The sequence below is a fragment of the Jiella avicenniae genome, assembly GCF_021390325.1.
GTDB lineage: Bacteria > Pseudomonadota > Alphaproteobacteria > Rhizobiales > Rhizobiaceae > Jiella > Jiella avicenniae.
The window spans coordinates 25770-45896 of sequence record NZ_JAJUWU010000013.1; the positions used below are offsets into that span (position 1 = coordinate 25770).

Genomic DNA, 20127 nt, shown 5'->3' on the forward strand with positions numbered 1-20127 from the left:
GTGTGTGACGCTTCGGAAACACTCGCGCCGCCTTGCACCCGCCATTCCGGCCCTCATCCGGCAAACTCGCCGCTATCGTACACGCCTCGCTTGATCGCCGGAGGGTGACGCAATAGTAAGACGACTGGAGCGGGCTCGCCCGGAAGGCACCGGGAAGATCCCGATGCGGCCCCTGAAGGCGAGCGCTTCGAGCCGGTGCGCGTGGGGAGTGAAGCTCGCCGCGCCGGCGATGGACTTGAATGAGGGCTGCGTCAGGAGTCGCCATGCAGTCTCGGTCTCCCCGCATCCTGATCTACAGCCACGACACGTTCGGGCTCGGCCATCTGAGACGCTCGCGGGTGATCGCACAGGCGCTGGTCGACCATCGGCCGGACACCTCGATCCTGATCGTTGCCGGCTCTCCCGTCGTCGGCTCCTTCAGCTTCCCCCCGCAGGTGGACTTCATCCGGGTTCCGGGCGTCGTCAAGCTCGGCACCGACAGCTATGCGCCCTCCAATCCCGGTCTTTCGATCGAGGACCTGACCGAGATCCGCTCGGCGATCATCAAGAAGACCGCGGAAATCTTCGACCCCGACATCTTCCTCGTCGACAAGGAGCCGCTCGGCATGCGCGGCGAGGTCGGGGAAAGCCTGGCCTTTCTCAAGACTACCGGCTGCCGGCTGGTGCTGGGCCTGCGCGACATCATGGACGAGCCGTCCCGGCTGGCCGAGGAATGGCATCGCAAGGGGGCCTTCGCCGCGGTGGAGGATCTCTACGACGACGTCTGGATCTACGGCCTGCCGGAGATCTGCGATCCGCTCGAGGGGATCGGCGTCTCGGATCGGGTCCGCCAGCGGGCGGTGTTCACCGGCTATCTGCCCCGTGCGGACGAGCCTTCCGGCGCGCTGCCGGAGCGGATCCGCATCGGCGAGCGGCCCTACGTGCTGGTGACCACCGGTGGCGGCGGCGACGGCGCGAGGCTCGTCGACTGGGTGCTGCGGGCCTATGAAAGCTGCGACACGATCGGGGTGCGGGCGAAGATCGTGCTCGGGCCCTTCATGGAATCGGGCTACGCGGCGGATTTCCAGAAGCGGGGAAGACGGCTCGACAGCGTCGACCTCATCACCTTCGCCGCCTCGATCGAACCGTTGATCGAGCGGGCCGAGGGGCTCGTCGCCATGGGCGGCTACAATACCTTCTGCGAGATCCTGTCCTTCGACAAGCCGGCCGTCATCGTGCCGCGCCGGCATCCGCGTCTCGAACAGTTCATCCGGGCCTCGCGGGCCGAGGAGCTGGGCCTTGCCCGGATGCTGCTCGACGACGAGGTCGACGACGCCGCGATCATGGCGGACGCGATCCGTGGTCTGCCCACCCAGAGCCGGCCCCAGGCCGCGGCGATTCCGAAGCTTCTCGGCGGCGTCGAGACGATCCGCCGGCTGGTCGACGCGATCGTCGCCGAAGGCCGGCCGGCGCCCGGGCAGTCCACCGGTATCAGCGATGCTTCGTCCGAGGCGCGGTACCAGGTCCAGCGCTTCGCCCGGACATGAGGATCGCCTTCTACGCGCCGATGAAGGCGCCGGACGACCCGGTTCCGTCCGGCGACCGGCTGCTCGCCCGCAATCTGATGGCGGCGCTGCGGCTGCCCGGCCACGCGGTGACGCTCGCCTCGCGCTTCAGGAGCTACGACCGCGGCGATCGGGAACGGCAGGAAAGGCTCGCCGCCGTCGGCGCACGGCTCGCACGGCGCCTCGGCCGGCGCCTCGCCGACCCGTCGCTGCGGCCCGATCTCTGGTTCACCTATCACCTCTACCACAAGGCGCCGGACCACGTCGGGCCGGCCGTTGCGACCACCCTCGGCATCCCCTACGTCGTCGCCGAGGCTTCGGTCGCGAACAAGCAGCGCGGCGGCCCCTTCGATGCCGGCTATCGCGCCAGCCTGACGGCGCTCGCCCGCGCCGATCTCGTCCTGACGCTGAACCCGAACGACGCGGCGGGCGTCGCGCCGCATCTCGACCCCGGCGTGCCGATGGAGACGCTCGCCCCGTTCATCGACGCCGGCCCCTTCGCGGCGGCCGGCGCGGGGCGCGCCGCAAGCCGCGCCGCGCTTGCCGCCAGGTTCGGGCTCGATCCCGAACGGCCGTGGCTGGTGACGGCGGCGATGATGCGGGCCGACCAGAAACTCGCCTCCTACCGGCTGCTGGCCGAAGCGCTGGCCCTCGTCGAGCCCGACGGCTTCGAGCTTCTCATCGCCGGGACCGGCCCGGCCGAGCCGCAGGTGCGCGCGGCCTTTGCCGAAAAGGGCGTCCAAGCGGCCTTCCTCGGCCCGGTTCTCGCCGCCGACATGCCGGCGCTGCTTTCGGCCGCCGACCTCTATGTCTGGCCGGCGGTGAAGGAGGCCTTCGGCATGGCGCTGATCGAGGCCGGAGCGGCGGGCCTGCCGGTCGTCGCGGGAACGAGCCCCGGCGTCGCCGGCGTCGTCGCCCATGGCGAAACCGGGCTGCTCGTGCCGCATGGCGACCCGGCCGCCTTTGCCGGGGCGGTCCGTTCGCTGCGCGATCCGGCAAGACGCGCGCGATATGGCGATGCCGCGCGCCGCCGGGCGATGGCGCGGCACGACGTCGCCGCCGCCGCCGCGCGGCTCGACGCAGTGCTCGCCGAAACGCTTCGCCGCTTCGGGCGAGCCGCTTCCACGCCATCCACCATGAAGAGGGCCGTCTGATGCGGGTTCTGTTTCACGTGCAGCATCTTCTCGGCGTCGGCCACCTGCGCCGCGGCGAGCTGATCACCCGGGCGATGGCCGCGCGGGGGATCGAGGTGACGGTGGCCCTCGGCGGCCATCCGGTGCCGGAGATGCCGTTCAAGGAGGCCGAGGTCGTCCAGTTGCCGCCGGTTTCGATCGAGGGAGCGGACTTCAAGACCCTCTATGACGAGACCGGCAAGCCGATCGACGCGGAATGGAAGGCGAGGCGCACCGAGGCGCTGATCGACGTCTACGAGACCGTCCGGCCCGACGTCGTTTTGATGGAGATGTTTCCCTTCGGCCGCTGGCGCTTCCGGTTCGAGCTGGTGCCGCTGATGGAGCGGGCCTTTCGAGACGCGCCGCGGGTGAAATGCGTCACCTCGGTGCGCGACATTCTGGTCGCGACCAAGCATCCGGAGCGGGCGCAGTTCGCCGCCGAGCTGGCGCGCCGCCATCTCGCGGCGGTGCTCGTCCATTCCGATCCGAAGCTCTTCACCTTCGGCGAGACCTATCCCCATGCCGAAGAGATCGCCGATCTCGTCGCCTATACCGGCTACGTCACCGAGGCCGCCGAGCGCGGGCCGATCGAGCCGAACGGCCGGGTGGTGATCTCGGCCGGCGGCGGCGCGGCGGCGGGCCGGCTGCTCGGAACGGCGATCGAGGCGCGGGCGCTGTGTCCGCCGGCGATCCGGGACAAGGTCTGGCATTTCCTCGCCGGACCGCGGGCGAACGAAGCCGACTACGCCGCGCTGCAGGCGATGGCGGACGAGCGCACCGTCGTCGAGCGCTTCACGCCGTCCTTCCAGGCACTTCTCGACGGGGCCTCCCTGTCGATCTCCCAGGCCGGCTACAACACGGTGATGAACCTGATGCGGGCGAAGATCCCGGCGGTGGTGGTGCCTTATGACGACGGCGAGGAGACCGAACAGGCCTTCCGGTCGAAACGGATGGAAAAGATCGGGCTCCTCGGCGTTGTGGACGCCGCTGATCTCACGCCGGAACGCCTCGCCGCAGCGATCGTCGCGGCCGATTCGCGGAGGGACCGACCGGCGCCGTCGATCGACCTCGAAGGCGCCGACGCCACCGCCGCGGCGATCGCCCGGCTGATCGGGGGGTGACGAAGAACGCCGTTGCGGCCCCCTCGTTCGGCTGCCGCGGCATCACCTCTGTCGATGGGCTTCGACATAGGATCGCAGGACGGCACTCATGCGGGTGAGATGCCCATCTCCCTGACTCTTGAAGAAATCGAAGACGTCCTGGTCGACTCGAAGATGCACGGATTTCTTCTTGCGCGGCATCACCAGCTCGGCCTTTTCCCAAAAATCGGGGCCAAGTTCGGGGCCTTCCGGTGCATCGTCTCGCGTTCCGCCGTCTCTACCGATCAATTCGGTCAGCGAGTATCTGGTCGTAGCGTCGTCGGTCATTGCGTCCTGCCTTCCAAGCGGAGATGATCCGGATCGCCTCGACTCGCCTCGTGAAGATCACGACGAGAACGAGCCCGCGGACCGAGCCGACGGCGCGAAAGCGCTCCTCGCCATAGGCGTTTCTCTCGTCCCGGACCCGCAGGATCGGTCCCGCGAAGATCTGGGCGGCGTCGACGAACGCAACGCCGTGTTTTTCGAAATTGCCGCTGGCTTTCGCATCGTCCCACTCGAAGCGCAGAGATATAGTCGCTCCTCCATTTCATGTACATATATCGTGTACACATGTATCCGCAAGCGCCTGCGATATTTGCACACGAATTCGCTCGACACCCGTAGCAACCTTTCGCCGCCGCCGTGATAATGCGATGGAAGCTTGGGTGGGCGGGTGGGAAATCTCGCCGCAATGCGTCGTCAATGGGGGAACGTGTCGATGAGTGACGCTGCGGTGCTTTCGTCTTCGGCATCGCGTTCGATCACGCCGGACGTCGACCGCTCGGTCGGCGCGCTCTTGTCGATCGAGGATCTGTCGATCGAGTTCCGCTCCATGGCAGGCGTCACCAAGGCGGTGACCGGCCTGTCGATGGCGATCGCGCCGGGCCGCACCGTCGCGCTGGTCGGCGAATCGGGGTCCGGCAAGTCGGTGACGTCCCAGGCGATCCTCGGCATCCTGCCGAAGAACGGCGTGATCACCGCCGGGACGATCCTGTTTCGCGACCAAGAACTCGGCGAGGTGGACCTTGCGGCGATCCCCCGCGCGTCGCCGAAATTCCGCTCGATCCGCGGCCGCTCCATCGCCATGGTCTTCCAGGAGCCGATGACGGCGTTTTCGCCGCTCCACACGCTCGGCGACCAGATCGGCGAGATGGCGGCCATCCACCGCAAGGCGTCGAAGGCGGAAATCCGCGAGCTGACGATCGAAACCCTGCGGCTCGTCCGCTTTCCGGAGCCCGAGCGGGCGGTCCGGATGTATCCGTTCGAACTGTCGGGCGGGCTGCGCCAGCGCGCGATGATCGCCATGGCGCTGATGTGCCGGCCGCCGCTCTTGATCGCCGACGAGCCGACGACCGCGCTCGACGTGACGCTGCAGGCGCAGATCCTCAAGCTCCTGAAGGACCTTCAGGGCGAGCTCGACATGGCGGTGCTCTTGATCACCCACGATCTCGGCGTCGTCGCCAATCTGGCCGAGGAGGTCGTGGTCATGCATCACGGCCGGGTGGTCGAATCGGGTCCCGCCCGGACCATCTTCACCAATCCCAGCCATCCCTATCTCGTCTCGCTGATGAAGGCGGTGCCGGACTTTTCCGACGCCGATCGCCGCCGGCTGACGCCGATCCGCGAGATCAGGATCGACGCCGACGCCCTGGTCAAGCCGAAGGCGAGCGGTCCGAAGGGCGAGCCGCTGGTCGAGGCGCGGGGGCTTCAGAAGAGCTTTTCGCTGCGCGGCGACCGCCGCCTCGTCGGACGGGCGCCGGCGCGGGTGATCCGGGCGCTCGCCGACGTCTCGCTGACGGTCCGGCGCGGCGAGTGCCTCGGCCTCGTCGGAGAATCCGGCTCCGGCAAGACGACGCTGGCGAGAGCCCTGATGCGGGCCGTGCCCGTCGACGACGGCTCGATCGTGCTGCATGGCGAGGGGGAGGGCGGAACGGACGGGCCGGTCGATCTCGTCTCCGCCGACCGCGAGACGATGTTCAAGGTCCGCAAGCGGATGCAGTACATCTTCCAGGATCCCTTCTCCTCGCTCGACCCGCGGATGACCGTCGGGGCGATCCTGTCGGAACCGTTGGAGATCCACGATCTCTGCAAGCCGGCCGAGCGGCGCGAGCGGGTGGCGCGGCTGCTCGCCGCCGTCGGGCTCGATCCGAGCTTCGCCGGCCGCTATCCGCACAGCTTTTCCGGCGGGCAGCGCCAGCGCATCGGCATCGCGCGGGCGCTGGCGCTGGAGCCGGAAATCCTCATCTGCGACGAGCCCGTGGCCGCCCTCGACGTTTCGGTCCAGGCGCAGATCCTCAATCTGCTGAAGGATCTGCAACGTCTGTCGGGCCTCACCTACGTGTTCATCACCCACAATCTGGCGGTGGTGAACCACATCGCCGATCGTATCGTGGTCATGTGCGACGGGGCGATCGTCGAACTGGCGCCGCGGGCGGACCTCTTCCGCCGGCCCTTGCACCCCTACACCAAGCTTCTGATCGACGCGGTTCCCCATGCCGATCTCGACAGGCCGCTCGACTTCTCGCACCTGCCGGAAGCCGGGCTGATCGGGCGCCGGGACTGGCCGGCGCCGTTCACCGTCGCCGCCGACCAGCCGCTGCCGCCGCTCCTCGAGGCGAGGCCGGGCCATTTCGTGCGGGCCGCCGACCTTCGGTTCTTGAACCAGCGAGGCGATCGCGGCGGTGTCGCAGAGGCGGTCGCCGCCGCCGTGGCGGCCCTGGAGACGCCCGCATGAAGCCCGCCGACGAACTCGACGAAAGCGTCTTTCGCTACGTCTGGCGCTTTACCCGCAGCCAGCAGCTCTGGCTGTTCGGGGTCCTCGCCGTCTCCCTGCCGCTCTACTATCTGACGCTCGACCTGCCCAAGCGCATCGTCAACGGTCCGATCCAGGGCGAGTGGGCGGCCGGCGAGACCCAGACGCTGTTCGACTTCTCGATCCCCTTGCCGGGTTTTCTCGGCGGCGGGGAAATCGACGTCTTCGACGGGCTCGAACTCGACAGGCTGGGGGTGCTGATGGCGCTCTCCTTCGCCTTCCTGTTCTTCGTCATCGTCAACGGCCTCTTCAAGTTCTACATCTCGACCTACAAGGGCAAGCTCGGCGAGCGGCTGCTCCGGCGGCTGCGCTATCAGCTGGTCGATCGGGTGCTGCGCTTTCCCTCCGGCCGCTTCAAGCAGGTGCGCGGTTCCGAGATCGCCTCGATGATCAAGGACGAGACCGAGCCGGTCGGCGGATTCGGCGGCAGCGCCTTCGCCGATCCGGCGCTGTTGATGAGCCAGGCGCTGACGGCGCTGTTCTTCATCGTCCTGCAGAATTTCTGGCTCGGCCTCGTCGCCGCGACCATCGTGCTCGTCCAGATCGTGATGATCCCGCGCATGCGGCGGCGGCTGGTGGTCCTCGCCCGCTCCCGGCAGCTGACCGCCCGCATCCTGTCCGGACGCATCGGCGAGGTGGTGGAAGGCATCGCCTCGATCCGCACCAACGATACGTCGAACTACGAGCGGGCCGAACTCGGCGAGCGGCTCGGCCGGATCCTGAAGATCCGCTACGACTTCTACCAGTGGAAGTTCTTCGTGAACTTTCTCAACAACCTGCTCGCCCAGATGACGCCGTTCATCTTCTATCTCGGCGGCGGCTATCTGGTCATCACCGGCAAGCTCGACATCGGCCAGCTGGTCGCCGTCATCGCCGCCTACAAGGACTTGCCGGCCCCCTTGAAGGAACTGATCGCCTGGGATCAGTACCGGGTCGACGTGCAGTCGAAATACGCCCAGATCCGCGAGCAGTTCGTCATGTCGGATCTCGTCGCGGCGGACACCCAGAAGGTCAGCTTCGACGCGCCCCCGCGGCTCGAGGGCGAGGTGCTGGTGTCGGGCCTGAAGGTCAGCGACGACGCCGGCAACGAGCTCCTTTACCCGACGACGCTGAGGCTCTCGCCCGGGGAAACCGTCGCCCTCGTCGGCCCGCCGGGCGGTGGCGGGGAATATCTTGCCGAAGCGCTCGTGCGGCTCGTCCAGCCGGCCGGAGGGCGCGTCGCCTTTGCCGGCACGACGCTCGATTCGATGCCGGACTTCATTCCCGGCCGGCGCCTCGGCTATTCGGCCTCGGGGCTTTTCCTGCCGCAGATGAGCGTCCGCGACGCCCTGACCTACGGGCTCAAGCACGTGCCGATGCGCCGCGAGGAGCGCAGCGGCCGTGCCGAAGCCTCACGGCTGGAGGAAGCGCGGCTCTCCGGCAATCTCGACCTCGACATCCGCGACGACTGGATCGACTACGAGGCGGCCGGCGTCACCGGACCGGAAACCCTTCCCACCCGGCTCGCCGAAGTTCTGGCGATCGTCGAGTTGCGATCGGAAATCGCCCGCTTCGGCCTGCGCGGCAAACTGCCGGAGGTCCTCGCCGACGGCGTATCCGACCAGATCCTCAGCGCCCGGGCGCGATTCCGCCAGCGGCTGATCGAGGGCGGCGACGAGGACTATTTCGAGAGCTTCGACAGGAGCCGCTATTCCGACTACGCCTCCGTCTTCGAAAATCTCGTCTTCGGCACCGCCGATCCGGATGCCGATGCCGACCAGCCGCTTGCCGACCGGCCCTCGGTCAAGGCGGCGCTCGTGGCGAGCGGCCTCGACGACAAGCTGTTCGTCATGGGGCGGCAGATCGCCGAGACTTTGGTCGAGATCTTCGGTGACCTTTCCGCCGACAATCCGCTGCTCGACGACATCGACCTGATGTCCCCCGAAGACGTCGAGCGCTACCGGGCCGCGCTGCGCCGGATCGACGGCGAGGGCAAGCGCGAGGACAAGTACAAGGACAGGGACCGCCGCGCCTTCCAGCGCCTCGCCTTCGGCTATGTCGAGCCGCGGCACCGCCTGGGGCTGCTCGACGCCGGCCTGAAGCAGGCGATCGTCGCGGCGCGCGATCACTTTGCCGACGGTCTCGGTCCCGATCTCGCCGGGGCGGTGTTCCTTCACGATCCGGCCGGCGTGAACCGCGCCGCGAGCCTGCAGGACAACATCCTGTTCGGCCGCATCGTCACCCGCTATGCCGAGGCGCAGGGGCGGATCAACACGGTGCTCGCCGAGACGCTGCGCGAGACCGGCCTCTACGAGGTGGTTTTCGATCTCGGCCTCTCCTTCGACATCGGCTCTGGCGCCAAGCGGCTCGCCGCCAGCCAGCAGCAGAAGCTGACGCTCGCCCGGGCCCTGTTGAAGCGGCCCGATCTCCTCGTCCTCAACCGGCCGCTTTCGGCTCTCGACGGCGAGAGCCAGCGGCGCATCACCGCCGCCGTGCTGAAATCGCGCCAGGACCTCGGCGTCGAGCGCCAGACGATCGTCTGGGTCCTCTCCCATTCGGAACATGCCGATCTCTTCGATCGGCGGATCAGCTTCCGGGAGGGTCGCATGCAGGATCCGGAAAGCCGGGCCGCGACGCCGATGGAGGTGTCGTGACCGCCGCCCGGCTGCGACGCCAGCCAAAGCTCCGGGGCCGTGCTATTGATGCGGCATCCGCCGCCGTGCCAAGTTCGGGGTGCGCAAATGTCGCAGCCTCGTCGTCGCGTTTCGGGACGTTCGGAACGCGTGGCTCACGAGTTGTGATCACTGCCGGCATGCAAACTGAAATCGCGAACGGATTGTCCGCACTGCCGTCGTCGTTACGCAAGGATCGAAGACGATGCTTCTGAAATCCGAGATCGACCTCCTGAGGGCCGTGCCGCTGTTCGCCGGCATCGAGCCCAGTCGGCTGAAGCTGATCGCCTACACCGCCGAGACGGTGATGTATCGCGAGGGCCAGGTGCTCTGCCGGCAGGGCGAACAGGGGGATGCCGCCTTCGTCCTGATGGACGGCGAGGCGGACGTCTCGATCGCGGCCGAGACCGGCGACTTCGTCGTGGCCAGACTGAAGACCGGCGACGTCGTCGGCGAGATCTCGATCCTCTGCGACGTGCCGCGCACCGCGACGGTGACCGCCAAGACGCCCGTCTCGGCGCTCAGGGTTCGCAAGGACGCCTTCCTGCAGCTGGTGCGGCAGTTCCCGGAAGTGGCGGCCGAAGTGATGCGCGGGCTGGCGGAACGGCTGAGCCACACCAATGCCGAGCTGGTTCGCGCCCGCGACCTCGCCGCCGGCAAGGGCGGAGCCAGATGAGCCGTTTCGAACTGACGGTCTGGGGCGCGCGCGGCTCGATCCCGGCACCGGCCGCCGTCAATACCCGCTATGGCAGCGACACGAGCTGCGTCGAGTTGCGCTGCGGCGAAAGGGTGATCTTTCTCGACGCCGGCACCGGCATCGTCGCCGCCGGCCGCAAGCTCTACGAGGAGAAGCGGGTCGACGATTTCGACGTCCTTCTGACCCACTGCCATTTCGACCACGTCATGGGCCTGCCCTTCCTGATCCCGCTCTACAAGGACCACGTCTCGGCGCGGATCTTCGCCGGCCATCTCCTCGACGGAACCACCTGCCGGAACATGGTCGCCCGGTTCATGTGCCCGCCCTATTTTCCGGTGACGCCGAAACAGTTTGCGGCGAAGATCGGCTATCGCGACTTCCGACCGCCGGACGAGATCGATCTCGGCGACGGCATCTGCGTGAAGACCTTCCGGTTGAACCATCCGAACGGGGCGGTGGGCTACCGGGTGGATTTCGATGGCCGCTCGCTCTGCTACATCACCGACACCGAGCACGAGGTCGGAACGATCGATCCGGCGCTGGTCGAGTTCATCGCCGGCGCCGAGGTGATGATCTACGATTCGACCTATACGGACGAGGACTTCGCCCGCTACGTCGGTTTCGGCCATTCGACCTGGCAGCAGGGCGTCCGCCTCTGCCGGGCCGCCGGCGTGGAACGGTTCGTCGCCTTCCATCACGACGTCTCGCGGACCGACGGCTGGCTGGAGAGGCTGGAGGCCGAGATGCGGGCCGTGTTTCCCGGCGCATACGTCGCCAGCACCGGCCTGACGCTGTCGGTCTGACCGCAGGGCCCGGGCGGACGGCAGGGCCGCAATCGGCGCCTCGTCTTGAAAAGACCGCCATGGCTCTTCAGTTGATGTTGGATCGGACCGCCACCCCGAGAGGAACCCGGCGGTTCGCTTCGGGCATTTCTGCAACGAAAGGGCTGGCGTCATGGGGCTTGCCGATCAGGTCAACGAATGGCTGCTCTCCGAGGCGCTCGGCGAGCCGAAGCTCGAAGACATCTTCTATCGCCTGTGCATCAAGCTGCTCGGCATCGGCGTGCCGATCTCGCGGGCACGGCTGAACTGGCCGACGCTGCATCCCCTGTTTCGCGCCGAGATGATCTCCTGGGACCGCCACGACAGGGTGGCGACGCTCGATCATTTCCACCATCAGGACTCCAACACCGAAGCCTGGCAGGCGAGCCCGCTCAAGCACATGCTGGAGAACGACCTGAAGATCCTGCGCCGGCGGCTGGCCGGGCCCGGCAGGCTCACCGACTTCCGGCTGCTGGAGGAACTCGCCGCACACGGCTTCACGGACTATCTGGCGCTTCGCACGGCATTCAAGCAGCCCGGCAAGGGGACGGAATTGCGGGGAACCGGCATCATCGTGATCTGGGCCTGCGACCGCGACGGCGGGTTCACCGAGGAGGATCTCTCCGTCCTGCAGGAAATCCAGCGCAGCCTGGCGCTGGTCTGCAAGTCGATCATCCAGCAGCAGATCACCACCAACATCGTCGAGGCCTATCTCGGCCGGCAGGCCGGCCGCAGCGTGCTCGAGGGCAACATCCGCCTCGGCGACGGCGCGACGACCAAGGCGCTGGTCTGGTATTCCGACCTGCGCGACTCCACCCATCTGACGGCGACGCTTTCCAGCGACGACTATCTGGCGCTCCTCAACGACTATTTCGAATGCGCCGCCCGGCCGGCCATCCTTGCCGGCGGCGAGGTTCTGGCCTTCATCGGCGATGCCGTCCTGATCGTCTTTCCGATGGAGACGCGGGCCGAGGGCGAGGCCGTGCTCCGCAAGGTGCTCGACGCCCTATCGCAATCCTTCGACATGCGCGACGGCGTCAACGCCACGCGCCGTGCCGCGGGCCTCGCCGCGATCAACTTCGGCATCGGCCTCAACATCGGCAAGGTGGTGTTCGGCAATATCGGCGTACCCGAGCGCCTCGCCTTCACCGTCATCGGTCCGACCGTGACGGAGGTCGAGCGCATCGAGAAGCTGACCAAGACGATGGATGCCAACGTTCTCGCCAGCAAGCGCGTCGCCGATCTCGTGCCCGGGCGTTGGCGCTCGGTCGGCTCCCATGCCCTCGAGGGCGTCGACGAGCCGATGGAACTCTTCATGCCGCTGAACTTGGCGGCAGTGCCGCTGAAGGCGGCGGCCGAGTAATACCAACCGCCCCGAATTCTGACTCTGGGTGGATTCCCACGGCGCTGAAAGTCTGACTCTCTGTGATTTGCGACAGGGAGGCCCCGATGGCAGGGATCGAGATCACGCGTTTGGAGATGAGTTCATCCGAGCTTCGGGCGGCTTCGGCGAAGGCGCCGAACGTGAAGGCGGCGCGGCGGATGCTGGCTCTGGCGATGGTGCTGGATGGGGTCGACCGCAAGACGGCGGCCGAAACCTGCGGCATGGATCGCCAGACGCTTCGCGACTGGGTTCACCGTTACAACGCAGATGGATTGGCCGGCCTGGTGAACCGCAGCTATGCCGGCCCGAAACGGCGGCTGAACCCGGAGAACCTCGCCGAACTGGCAGCGATCGTGGAGGCGGGACCCGATCCCCAAAAGGACGGGGTCGTGCGCTGGCGCCAGAGCGATCTGCAGCGGGTGATCGAAGAGCGCTTCGGTGTCGTCCTGACGGAACGGGCTGTCGGCAAGCAGTTGGCGTATCTCGGCTTCAAGCGCCTTTCCGTTCGCGCCCAGCATCCCAAGTCCGACCCCGCAGCACAGGAGGCTTTTAAAAAAGCTTCTGCGAAACCGTGACGGCCGCCTTGCCGGAAGCGGCAAGGGACAAGCCGATCGAGATCTGGTTCCAGGATGAAGCCCGGGTCGGCCAGCAGGGCACGCTGACCCGCGTCTGGGCACGGCGAGGCACGAGACCACGCGGCCCGCGCGACCGACGCTACAAATGGGCGTATATCTTCGGGGCTGTATGCCCCACCCGGGCAACGAGCGCGGCGCTCGTCCTTCCCCGGGCCAACGCCGAGATGCTGCAATTGCATCTCGACGAGATCGGCCGACAGGTCGCCGAAGACGCCCATGCCGTCCTCGTCTGGGACGGTGCAGGCTATCACAAGTCGGACGAGCTGGACGTTCCCGGCAACATCACCATCGTCGAACTGCCGCCATACGCCCCCGAACTCAACCCGGTCGAGAACGTCTGGCAGTATCTGCGCCAGAACAAGCTCGCGATCACCGTCTTCGACGACTATGCCCACATCGTCGACGTCTGCTGCGATGCATGGACATTCTTCGCACGAGACCCGGCAACCGTCGCATCAATAACCCGAAGGTCATGGACACAGATCAAGGGTTAGGGCTGTTGGTATAAGGGGGCCCTCCCTCAGAGCGTCAGCGGCAGGACGAAGGGCGTGCCGGCGAAGGCGTTTTCGCCGCGGCCGATCGCCGTGATCGCCGCGACCATCCGGCCGCCTCGCCCGAGCTTTTCGTCGGCGAGCGCGACCAGCCGGGGATTGGGCGTCGCCGAGGGCGAGCGACGGCGCAATTCGTTCGCAAGAGCCGCTTCGTCGAGATCGGGATTGATGGCGATCGCCAGGATGTAGGCGGCCGCCGTCGATCGGCTGATGCCGGCGAAGCAGTGGATCGCCAGCGGCCTGTCCCGGCTCCAGCGCGAACCGAATGCGATCAGCTGGTCGAGATGATCCCGGGAGGGCGCGACGAAACCCGCCATCTCCTCGGCGATGTCGTTGAAGCCGAGAAAGAGATGGCGCGGCGCCGCGACCGCCACCGGGCGGTCGACGACGGTTTCGGCATTGATCAGCGTGACGAGATCGAGGGCGCCGTGCTCTTCGACCGTCTTCGGCATGTCGGCGAGGGAGGAGACGACGAGATAGCTCATGGCGCTGCTATAGGGCCTCCCCGACGAGATTGCCAATGCATCGCACGAAGGTGGACGGGCTCATCGCGCGCTTGCTGCCGCCGGCGGGGCGTTCGTCGCGCCGCCGGTCCGTGGTCGCCCTGCGGTCAGTTCCTTGTCCAGCACGGCGAAGCGCTCCAGGAAGGCGGCCTCCATCCGCGTTGCCGGCTGCGGCGCGAAGTCTTCCGGCGAGACGACCTCCCGTCCCGGCGCGCCGAAGAACTTCGCCGCCTCCTTCTCGCCGAAACCGGCGAGCAGCGTCGCCTCGTAATAGGCCGAGACCCGGTCGGCCGCCTTGATCGCCTTCTCCACCGGCGCCGGCAGCTCGCCCGGCAGGCCGAAGCGCAGGTGGATCGCCGCCTGCAGCCGCTTCTCGACCGTCTTGTAGTCGCCGCCCATCACCGCCTTGAAGGGCGAAATCATGTCGCCGACGACATATTCCGGCCCGTCATGCAGGAGCGCCGCCATGCGCCAGCGCGGATCGACCTCTCTCTCGGCGACGATCCTTTCGACGATCAGCGAGTGCTGGGCGACGGAAAAGGCGTAGTCGCCCCTGGTCTGGCCGTTCCACCGGGCGACGCGGGCGAGGCCATGGGCGATGTCGGAAATCTCGACGTCGAGGGGCGAGGGATCGAGAAGATCGAGCCTGCGGCCGGACAACATGCGCTGCCAGACGCGGGGTGCGCTTCGTCCCTCGCTGGCTTTCGGCGGGGCGTGGCGGCGGCTCATGCCGCGTCGCCGGCCGTTCCGTCATCCCCGCCGCCGCGGGCTTCGGGGATCGCGTAGCCGGCGAAGGCCGGGATTTCCAGCGCCACCGGCATGCCATCCACGGTCAGCGCCTCGCCTCTGGCGGCAGCGCTCGCCAGCTTGTCGATCCGCACCAGCGCAAGGCCGGCGGCGTCTTCGATCGAGAGGATCTCGCCGACGCTTCTTTCGCCCGCCAGGATCTCGGCGTCGGCGGTCAGGGGCGCCTCGCCGACGACCAGCATCAGCCGGCGCCGCGCCGTGCCCCGATGCTGCATGCGCGACACCACTTCCTGGCCGATGAAACACCCCTTCTTGAAGGAGAGGCCGCCGGAAAAATCCATCAGGACGTCGTGGGGAAACATCTCGGAGGGACCGTAGTCCGAGCCGAGCTCGGCGACGCCGTTCCGCATCCGCAGCGCCCGGTACTCTTCCGCCGGCGCCTCGGCGACGCCTTCGGGCGCCAGGCCGTAGATGCGGAAGACGCCGGTGTCCGGAAATCGGCGGTCGCCGAGGCCCTTTCCGTCCGCATCCTCGTCCCAGAGCGCGAAGACCGTCTCGTCACTCTCGGCGATGTCGACCTTGCGCCGCAGCCGATAGAGCGTCAGCCGCTTCTTCAGATCGGCCCGGATCTCCGCCGGCCCGTCGAGCCGCAGCCCGCCGTCGATCCGGCTGATCAGGAACTCGAACATCACCTTGCCCTGCGGCGTCAGCAGCGCCGCCGGGCTCGCCGCCCCGGCGGTGGCGGCGCCGACGTCGGCGGTGACGAGGCCTTGCAGAAAGTCCTCGGCGTCGGGGCCGGTCAGCATCAGGACGGCGCGGTCGGGGAGGGGGGTGAAGGGCATGTCGTCCAGCTCGTCTTGATCTTCGAGGGGCGGGGGCTGGTCCGTGGGCCGAGCGTCTTTAGGTTCCGCAATAGGTAAACCCCGGCCAGCCGCCCGACAAGGCGACGGACGGCGAATCGCAGCCGCATCTGCCTTCGCCTGCGGGCCGAAGACCATCGATGGAGCATCCCGCATGAATGACCTCACCCCGGAGGAATACGCCGCCTTCCAGGATCTGGCGACCCGCGTGTTCAATTCGGCGCGGGGCGGCGACGTCGAGGGGCTGGGGGCGTTTCTCGATGCGGGGATGCCGGTGAATCTCACCAACGAGAAGGGCGACAGCCTGTTGATGCTGGCGAGCTATCACGGGCATCTGGAGGCGACGCGGCTGCTTCTGGAGCGCGGCGCCGATCCGGAGCGGCGCAACGATCGCGGCCAGGCGCCGCTCGCCGGGGCCGCCTTCAAGGGCGAGATGGAAATCGCCCGTCTGCTGCTCGATCATGGGGCGGCCGTCGACGGGGCCGGCGAGGACGGGCGAACGGCGCTGATGATCGCGGCGATGTTCGATCGGGTGGAGATGATCGACCTTCTCGTCGGGCGAGGGGCCGATCTCGGGGCGACGGCAGCCGACGGAGGCACGCCCCGGGGTGCCGCCGAGACGATGGGGGCGAAGAAGGCGGCGGAGCGGTTGGCGGCGCTGAACGAGGCTTGAGGAGGCAGGCCGCGCGACGAGCCGACGTTCGCCGGCGCCTATCCCAGGGGCCGCGCGTCATCGAAGAGGCCGCGCATCTGCGAGGGGCCCCGCGCATCGAGCTTTGCCCGAAACTCCGCGTGGCCGCCGACAAAATTGCGGGCCCGGCCCTCGATGCGGCGTCATCCTCGGCCTCGTGCCGAGGATCTACTGCGGGGTGATCATCGGACCGTCCGTTGACGAAAGGTGTGCCTGCGAGGCTTCTGGTGCGGAGGTGACGGTAGATCCTCGGCACGAGGCCGAGGATGACGCCGTTGCGATGGATTCGCCGGGACGTCATCGCCGATGCGGGTGGGGTGTCGCCGCAGCCCTTCGACAGAGGGTGATCGGTCGGTGCGCCAAAGTCGTCCCGTCGTCTCTCCACGGGATGTCCGGTCGGGAGGAGTCCATGGCCAATGGCGCCCGGCGACTTCCCTGACCTCGGAAGGATCAGGCGAGGGCGCGAGACGCGCCCGACCGGCCGAAGGCGATGCGGCGCGCTACTCTGCGGCCTCGACCGTCGGCGGGGGCGTTGCCGGAACCAGCGCCTCGAGATCGGGCCGCAGCACCACGCTTTCCTGTTCGTTCGGATCGGTGCGGGCGATCACGGCGACGCAGGGCTCCGGGCCGGAATTGTAGGGAAGGTGCGGGACGCCGGCGGGGATGTAGAAGAGATCGCCCGCCGCGACCGTCGCGTGATGTTGCAGCCGGTCGCCGTACCAGGTGCCGGAAACGCCGCTGACGACGTAGATCGCCGTTTCGTGGTTCTCGTGCAGATGCGCCTTCGCCCGGCCGCCGGGCGGAATCGTCAGAAGGTGCATGCAGATGCCGGTCGAGCCGACGGTTTCCTTGGCGATGCCGGCGACATAGCTGAAACCCTGCTTGCCGTCATAGGTCGAAGCGGGCCTTATGAGCCGGCATTCAGCGTCGGAAGGAATCGAGGATGCATCCATCGGAAGGTCTCCCATCGTCGTCCGGGCAGGGCGCACCCACCCAGACGGCGAAGGATAGCGCGAATCCGGCCGCAAGAGGAGGGGCGCCGGTGATCGCGGCGAAGGGGCTCGACCTCGTCTTCGCCACGGCCGATGCGCCGGTCCACGCGCTGAAAGACATCGACCTCGACATCTTCCGCGGCGAATTCGTCTCGCTGATCGGGCCGTCCGGCTGCGGCAAGTCCACGCTTCTCAGGGTGATCGCCGATCTCGAACGGCCGACCGGCGGCTCGATCTCGGTCAACGGCCTGAGCCCGGACGAGGCGCGCCGCCAGCGTGCATACGGCTACGTATTCCAGGCCGCCGCGCTCTATCCCTGGCGCACCATCGAGAAGAACATCGCGCTCCCCCTCGAAATCATGGGGATCGAGCGGGCCGAGCAGCGACGGCGGATCGACGAGGGGCTGGATCTCGTCGGGCTGGCGGGCTTCGGCAGAAAATATCCCTGGCAGCTTTCGGGCGGCATGCAACAGCGGGCCTCGATCGCGCGGGCGCTGTCCTTCGATCCCGATCTTCTCCTGATGGACGAGCCCTTCGGCGCGCTCGACGAGATCGTCCGCGACCATCTCAACGAGGAGCTTTTGAAGCTCTGGGCGAAGACGGACAAGACCATCGTCTTCGTCACCCACTCGATCCCCGAGGCGGTGTTCCTGTCGACCCGCATCGTGGTGATGAGCCCGCGGCCCGGCCGCATCCACGAAATCATCGACTGCGACCTCGGCGCCGACCGGCCGCTCGACATCCGGGATACGCCGGAGTTCCTGGCAATCGCGCACCGGGTGCGCGAAGGACTGCGGGCGGGGCACGGGTATGATTGAGGGGGTGATTGACCGCTGCCCGATTGCGGTCGCGGCGGAGACGTCCGATGTCGTCATGGTCCGAACGGATTCATGCCGCGGACCCGGTATGCTGCGTCATCCTCGGGCTTGTTCCGAGGATCTGCCGCCACTGCCACTCCCAAATCCTGGCAGAACGCCCTTCCGCTACCGAACGGTTCGATGATCGACCCACAGTAGATCCTCGGGACAAGCCCGAGGATGACGCCGCGCGGGGGAAAGGCCCACCGAAAGGCTGATCGTTCAAACGCCTGAGCGTCCTCGACGCCCCTCACCCCCTTACAGAATATACCGCGACAGGTCGACGTTTCCGGCGATGCTGTCGAGCGCCTTGTGGACGTAGGCGGCGTCGACCGTGTAGCGCTCGCCGGTCTTGTCCGGCGCCTCGAAGGAGATGTCGTCGAGGACGCGCTCCATCACCGTCTGCAGGCGCCGTGCGCCGATGTTCTCGACCGAGCCGTTGAGCGAGACGGCGGTATCGGCGATGGCGTCGATGGCGTCGTCGGTGATTTCGAGGTCGACGTTTTCGGTCTTCATCAGCGCGACGTACTGCTTGATCAGCGAGGCCTCGGTTTCCGTCAGGATGCGGCGGAAGTCGTCGCGGGTCAGCGCGCGAAGCTCGACGCGGATCGGCAGGCGGCCCTGCAGCTCGGGCAGAAGATCCGAGGGCTTGGAGACGTGGAAGGCGCCCGACGCGATGAACAGGATGTGATCGGTCTTCACCGGCCCGTGCTTGGTCGCGACCGTCGTCCCCTCGACCAGCGGCAGCAGATCGCGCTGGACGCCCTCGCGGCTGACGCCGGCACCGCCGCCGCCCTGGCTGTGGTTGTTGGCGACCTTGTCGATCTCGTCGAGGAAGACGATGCCGTTGTTCTCGACGGCGGAGACCGCCTCACGCGCCAGCTGCTCCTCGTCGAGAAGCTTGTCGGATTCCTCGTCGATGAGAAGGTCGTAGCTGTCGCGGACGCTGGTGCGGCGCTGCTTGGTGCGCCGGCCGCCCATCTTGCCGAGCATGTCGGAAAGGTTGAGGACGCCGATGTTGGCGCCCGGCATGCCGGGGATCTCCATGCCGCCGAGCGGATTGCCGGTGTCGGCGACCTCGATGTCGATCTCCTTGTCGTCGAGTTCCCCGGCCCGCAGCCGCTTGCGGAAGGTGTCGCGGGTCGCGGGCGAGGCGGTCTTGCCGACGAGCGCGTCGAGCACCCGGTCCTCGGCGCCCTGATGCGCCTTCGCCTTCACCTCTTCGCGCTTCTTCTCGCGGACGAGACCGATGCCGATCTCGACGAGATCGCGGATGATCTGCTCGACGTCGCGGCCGACATAGCCGACCTCGGTGAATTTCGTCGCCTCGACCTTGATGAAGGGGGCGCCGGCGAGCCTGGCGAGGCGGCGCGAGATCTCGGTCTTGCCGACGCCGGTCGGCCCGATCATCAGGATGTTCTTGGGCATCACTTCCTCGCGGAGGCTCCCCTCCAGCTGCTGCCGGCGCCAGCGATTGCGCAACGCCACGGCGACGGCGCGCTTGGCGTCGTTCTGGCCGATGATGTGGCGATCGAGCTCGGAGACGATTTCGCGGGGCGAGAAGTCGGTCATCAGTGTCACTTCTATCTGCGGCGGGGGAAATCCCGCCCGAGGGTCCAATCCCTTCGCCGCTCGCGCGGTCGGCCGTTGCGCCGTTCTGGATGCCGGCGAAGGGGAGCGTCAGTCTGTCACACCAGGAGTCGGGATCGCGACGGCCGGCCCATCCCTCCCACGCCCGGCGCGTTCGTGAGGTGTCTACGCGCCACCGCCGCATTCCCGTTGCGCCGCGGTTTTTCGCGCAGGCGGGGTCGTGGCGATCCCGTCCTTCGTGTACGCCCGTCTAGATGGGATCGCAGATCGCGCCGTGCCAGCCTCTGCGTCGGCATGATGGCGAAGCCGACGTTGCGGGGCCTTCAAATCCCGGCGGAAATGCAGTCAAACTGAGGCGGCGATTCGTCGGACTCCAGGCCAGGTCTCCGGCAGTCGGCGACATTCGATGAAGGGGGCGAAGCGGCATCGTCCCCAGCCGGCGCGGCGATCGGGAATGGCGAGTGACCTTCCCGAAACCGGC

18 protein-coding genes are annotated in these 20127 nt (G+C 67.6%); 11 read left to right on the top strand and 7 right to left on the bottom strand.

Annotated features, from left to right (window positions below; genetic code table 11):
* The first annotated feature begins 263 nt into the window (after positions 1-263).
* From LZD57_RS13255 to LZD57_RS13265, 3 genes are read left to right on the top strand one after another with little or no spacing between them, the layout of a single operon-like run.
* The gene (locus LZD57_RS13255) at positions 264-1526 is read left to right on the top strand and encodes a glycosyltransferase family protein (RefSeq protein ID WP_233719959.1); all 1263 of its coding nucleotides are present in this window, start codon (positions 264-266) and stop codon (positions 1524-1526) included.
* Positions 1523-2698, top strand: a complete 1176-nt coding sequence (locus LZD57_RS13260) for a glycosyltransferase family 4 protein (RefSeq protein WP_233719960.1) — start codon at positions 1523-1525, stop codon at positions 2696-2698. The genes LZD57_RS13255 and LZD57_RS13260 overlap by 4 nt, the downstream gene beginning before the upstream one ends.
* Positions 2698-3837 carry a glycosyltransferase family protein gene (locus LZD57_RS13265; protein ID WP_233719961.1) on the top strand — a complete coding sequence of 380 codons (1140 nt, stop codon included), beginning with the start codon at positions 2698-2700 and terminating at the stop codon, positions 3835-3837. Before LZD57_RS13260 ends, LZD57_RS13265 begins: the two co-directional genes overlap by 1 nt.
* 42 nt (positions 3838-3879) lie before the next feature.
* Here LZD57_RS13265 and LZD57_RS13270 read toward each other — a convergent pair whose 3' ends face one another.
* Together LZD57_RS13270 and LZD57_RS13275 are read right to left on the bottom strand one after the other, a co-directional pair.
* Positions 3880-4143 (bottom strand): BrnA antitoxin family protein, encoded by a 264-nt coding sequence (locus LZD57_RS13270; RefSeq protein ID WP_233719962.1) that lies wholly within the window; start codon positions 4141-4143, stop codon positions 3880-3882.
* Positions 4094-4387: a BrnT family toxin gene (locus tag LZD57_RS13275; RefSeq protein ID WP_338034705.1), complete on the bottom strand. Its 294-nt coding sequence runs from the start codon at positions 4385-4387 to the stop codon at positions 4094-4096. Before LZD57_RS13275 ends, LZD57_RS13270 begins: the two co-directional genes overlap by 50 nt.
* A gap of 186 nt (positions 4388-4573) precedes the next feature.
* Here LZD57_RS13275 and LZD57_RS13280 point away from each other — a divergent pair, with 186 nt between their 5' ends.
* The 6 genes from LZD57_RS13280 to LZD57_RS13305 all read left to right on the top strand — a co-directional run bounded on the left by LZD57_RS13280 (position 4574) and on the right by LZD57_RS13305 (position 13349).
* The gene (locus LZD57_RS13280; protein WP_338034703.1) at positions 4574-6589 is read left to right on the top strand and encodes a dipeptide ABC transporter ATP-binding protein; all 2016 of its coding nucleotides are present in this window, start codon (positions 4574-4576) and stop codon (positions 6587-6589) included.
* A complete protein-coding gene (locus LZD57_RS13285; RefSeq protein ID WP_233719963.1) occupies positions 6586-9300 on the top strand; it encodes an ABC transporter ATP-binding protein in 2715 nt (904 codons plus the stop codon). The genes LZD57_RS13280 and LZD57_RS13285 overlap by 4 nt, the downstream gene beginning before the upstream one ends.
* A gap of 223 nt (positions 9301-9523) precedes the next feature.
* Positions 9524-9994: a cyclic nucleotide-binding domain-containing protein gene (locus tag LZD57_RS13290; RefSeq protein WP_233719964.1), complete on the top strand. Its 471-nt coding sequence runs from the start codon at positions 9524-9526 to the stop codon at positions 9992-9994.
* Positions 9991-10818 (top strand): MBL fold metallo-hydrolase, encoded by an 828-nt coding sequence (locus LZD57_RS13295; protein ID WP_233719965.1) that lies wholly within the window; start codon positions 9991-9993, stop codon positions 10816-10818. The genes LZD57_RS13290 and LZD57_RS13295 overlap by 4 nt, the downstream gene beginning before the upstream one ends.
* 151 nt (positions 10819-10969) lie before the next feature.
* Positions 10970-12199, top strand: a complete 1230-nt coding sequence (locus LZD57_RS13300; RefSeq protein WP_233719966.1) for an adenylate/guanylate cyclase domain-containing protein — start codon at positions 10970-10972, stop codon at positions 12197-12199.
* 86 nt (positions 12200-12285) lie between these two features.
* Positions 12286-13349, top strand: a protein-coding gene (locus LZD57_RS13305; protein ID WP_233719967.1) for an IS630 family transposase whose coding sequence is annotated in 2 segments (ribosomal slippage) — positions 12286-12778 and positions 12778-13349 — 1065 coding nt in all. Because the reading frame shifts where the segments join, the coding sequence is not laid out codon by codon here.
* A 26-nt stretch (positions 13350-13375) separates the two neighbouring features.
* On the opposite strand, the gene LZD57_RS13310 is transcribed toward LZD57_RS13305, so the two are convergent.
* Genes LZD57_RS13310 through ygfZ form a run of 3 tightly spaced genes read right to left on the bottom strand, consistent with a single transcriptional unit; the run spans position 13376 to position 15498 of the window.
* Positions 13376-13891 (bottom strand): tyrosine phosphatase family protein, encoded by a 516-nt coding sequence (locus LZD57_RS13310; RefSeq protein WP_233719968.1) that lies wholly within the window; start codon positions 13889-13891, stop codon positions 13376-13378.
* Positions 13892-13951: 60 nt separating this feature from the next.
* On the bottom strand, positions 13952-14638 hold the full coding sequence (locus LZD57_RS13315) for an HD domain-containing protein (protein WP_233719969.1): 687 nt from the start codon (positions 14636-14638) through the stop codon (positions 13952-13954).
* Positions 14635-15498, bottom strand: a complete 864-nt coding sequence (ygfZ, locus tag LZD57_RS13320; protein WP_233719970.1) for a CAF17-like 4Fe-4S cluster assembly/insertion protein YgfZ — start codon at positions 15496-15498, stop codon at positions 14635-14637. Before ygfZ ends, LZD57_RS13315 begins: the two co-directional genes overlap by 4 nt.
* 172 nt (positions 15499-15670) lie before the next feature.
* On the opposite strand from ygfZ, the gene LZD57_RS13325 reads away from it, so the two are divergent.
* Entirely contained in the window at positions 15671-16189 is a 519-nt protein-coding gene (locus LZD57_RS13325) for an ankyrin repeat domain-containing protein (RefSeq protein ID WP_233719971.1), read from the top strand.
* A gap of 518 nt (positions 16190-16707) precedes the next feature.
* On the opposite strand, the gene LZD57_RS13330 is transcribed toward LZD57_RS13325, so the two are convergent.
* On the bottom strand, positions 16708-17160 hold the full coding sequence (locus LZD57_RS13330) for a cupin domain-containing protein (RefSeq protein ID WP_233719972.1): 453 nt from the start codon (positions 17158-17160) through the stop codon (positions 16708-16710).
* Here LZD57_RS13330 and LZD57_RS13335 point away from each other — a divergent pair.
* Positions 17151-18017, top strand: a complete 867-nt coding sequence (locus LZD57_RS13335; protein ID WP_420844806.1) for an ABC transporter ATP-binding protein — start codon at positions 17151-17153, stop codon at positions 18015-18017. The genes LZD57_RS13330 and LZD57_RS13335 overlap by 10 nt on opposite strands.
* 297 nt (positions 18018-18314) lie before the next feature.
* Here the strand turns inward: LZD57_RS13335 and hslU are convergent, their stop codons facing one another.
* The gene (hslU, locus tag LZD57_RS13340) at positions 18315-19628 is read right to left on the bottom strand and encodes an ATP-dependent protease ATPase subunit HslU (protein WP_233719974.1); all 1314 of its coding nucleotides are present in this window, start codon (positions 19626-19628) and stop codon (positions 18315-18317) included.
* Between the last annotated feature and the right edge of the window lie 499 nt (positions 19629-20127).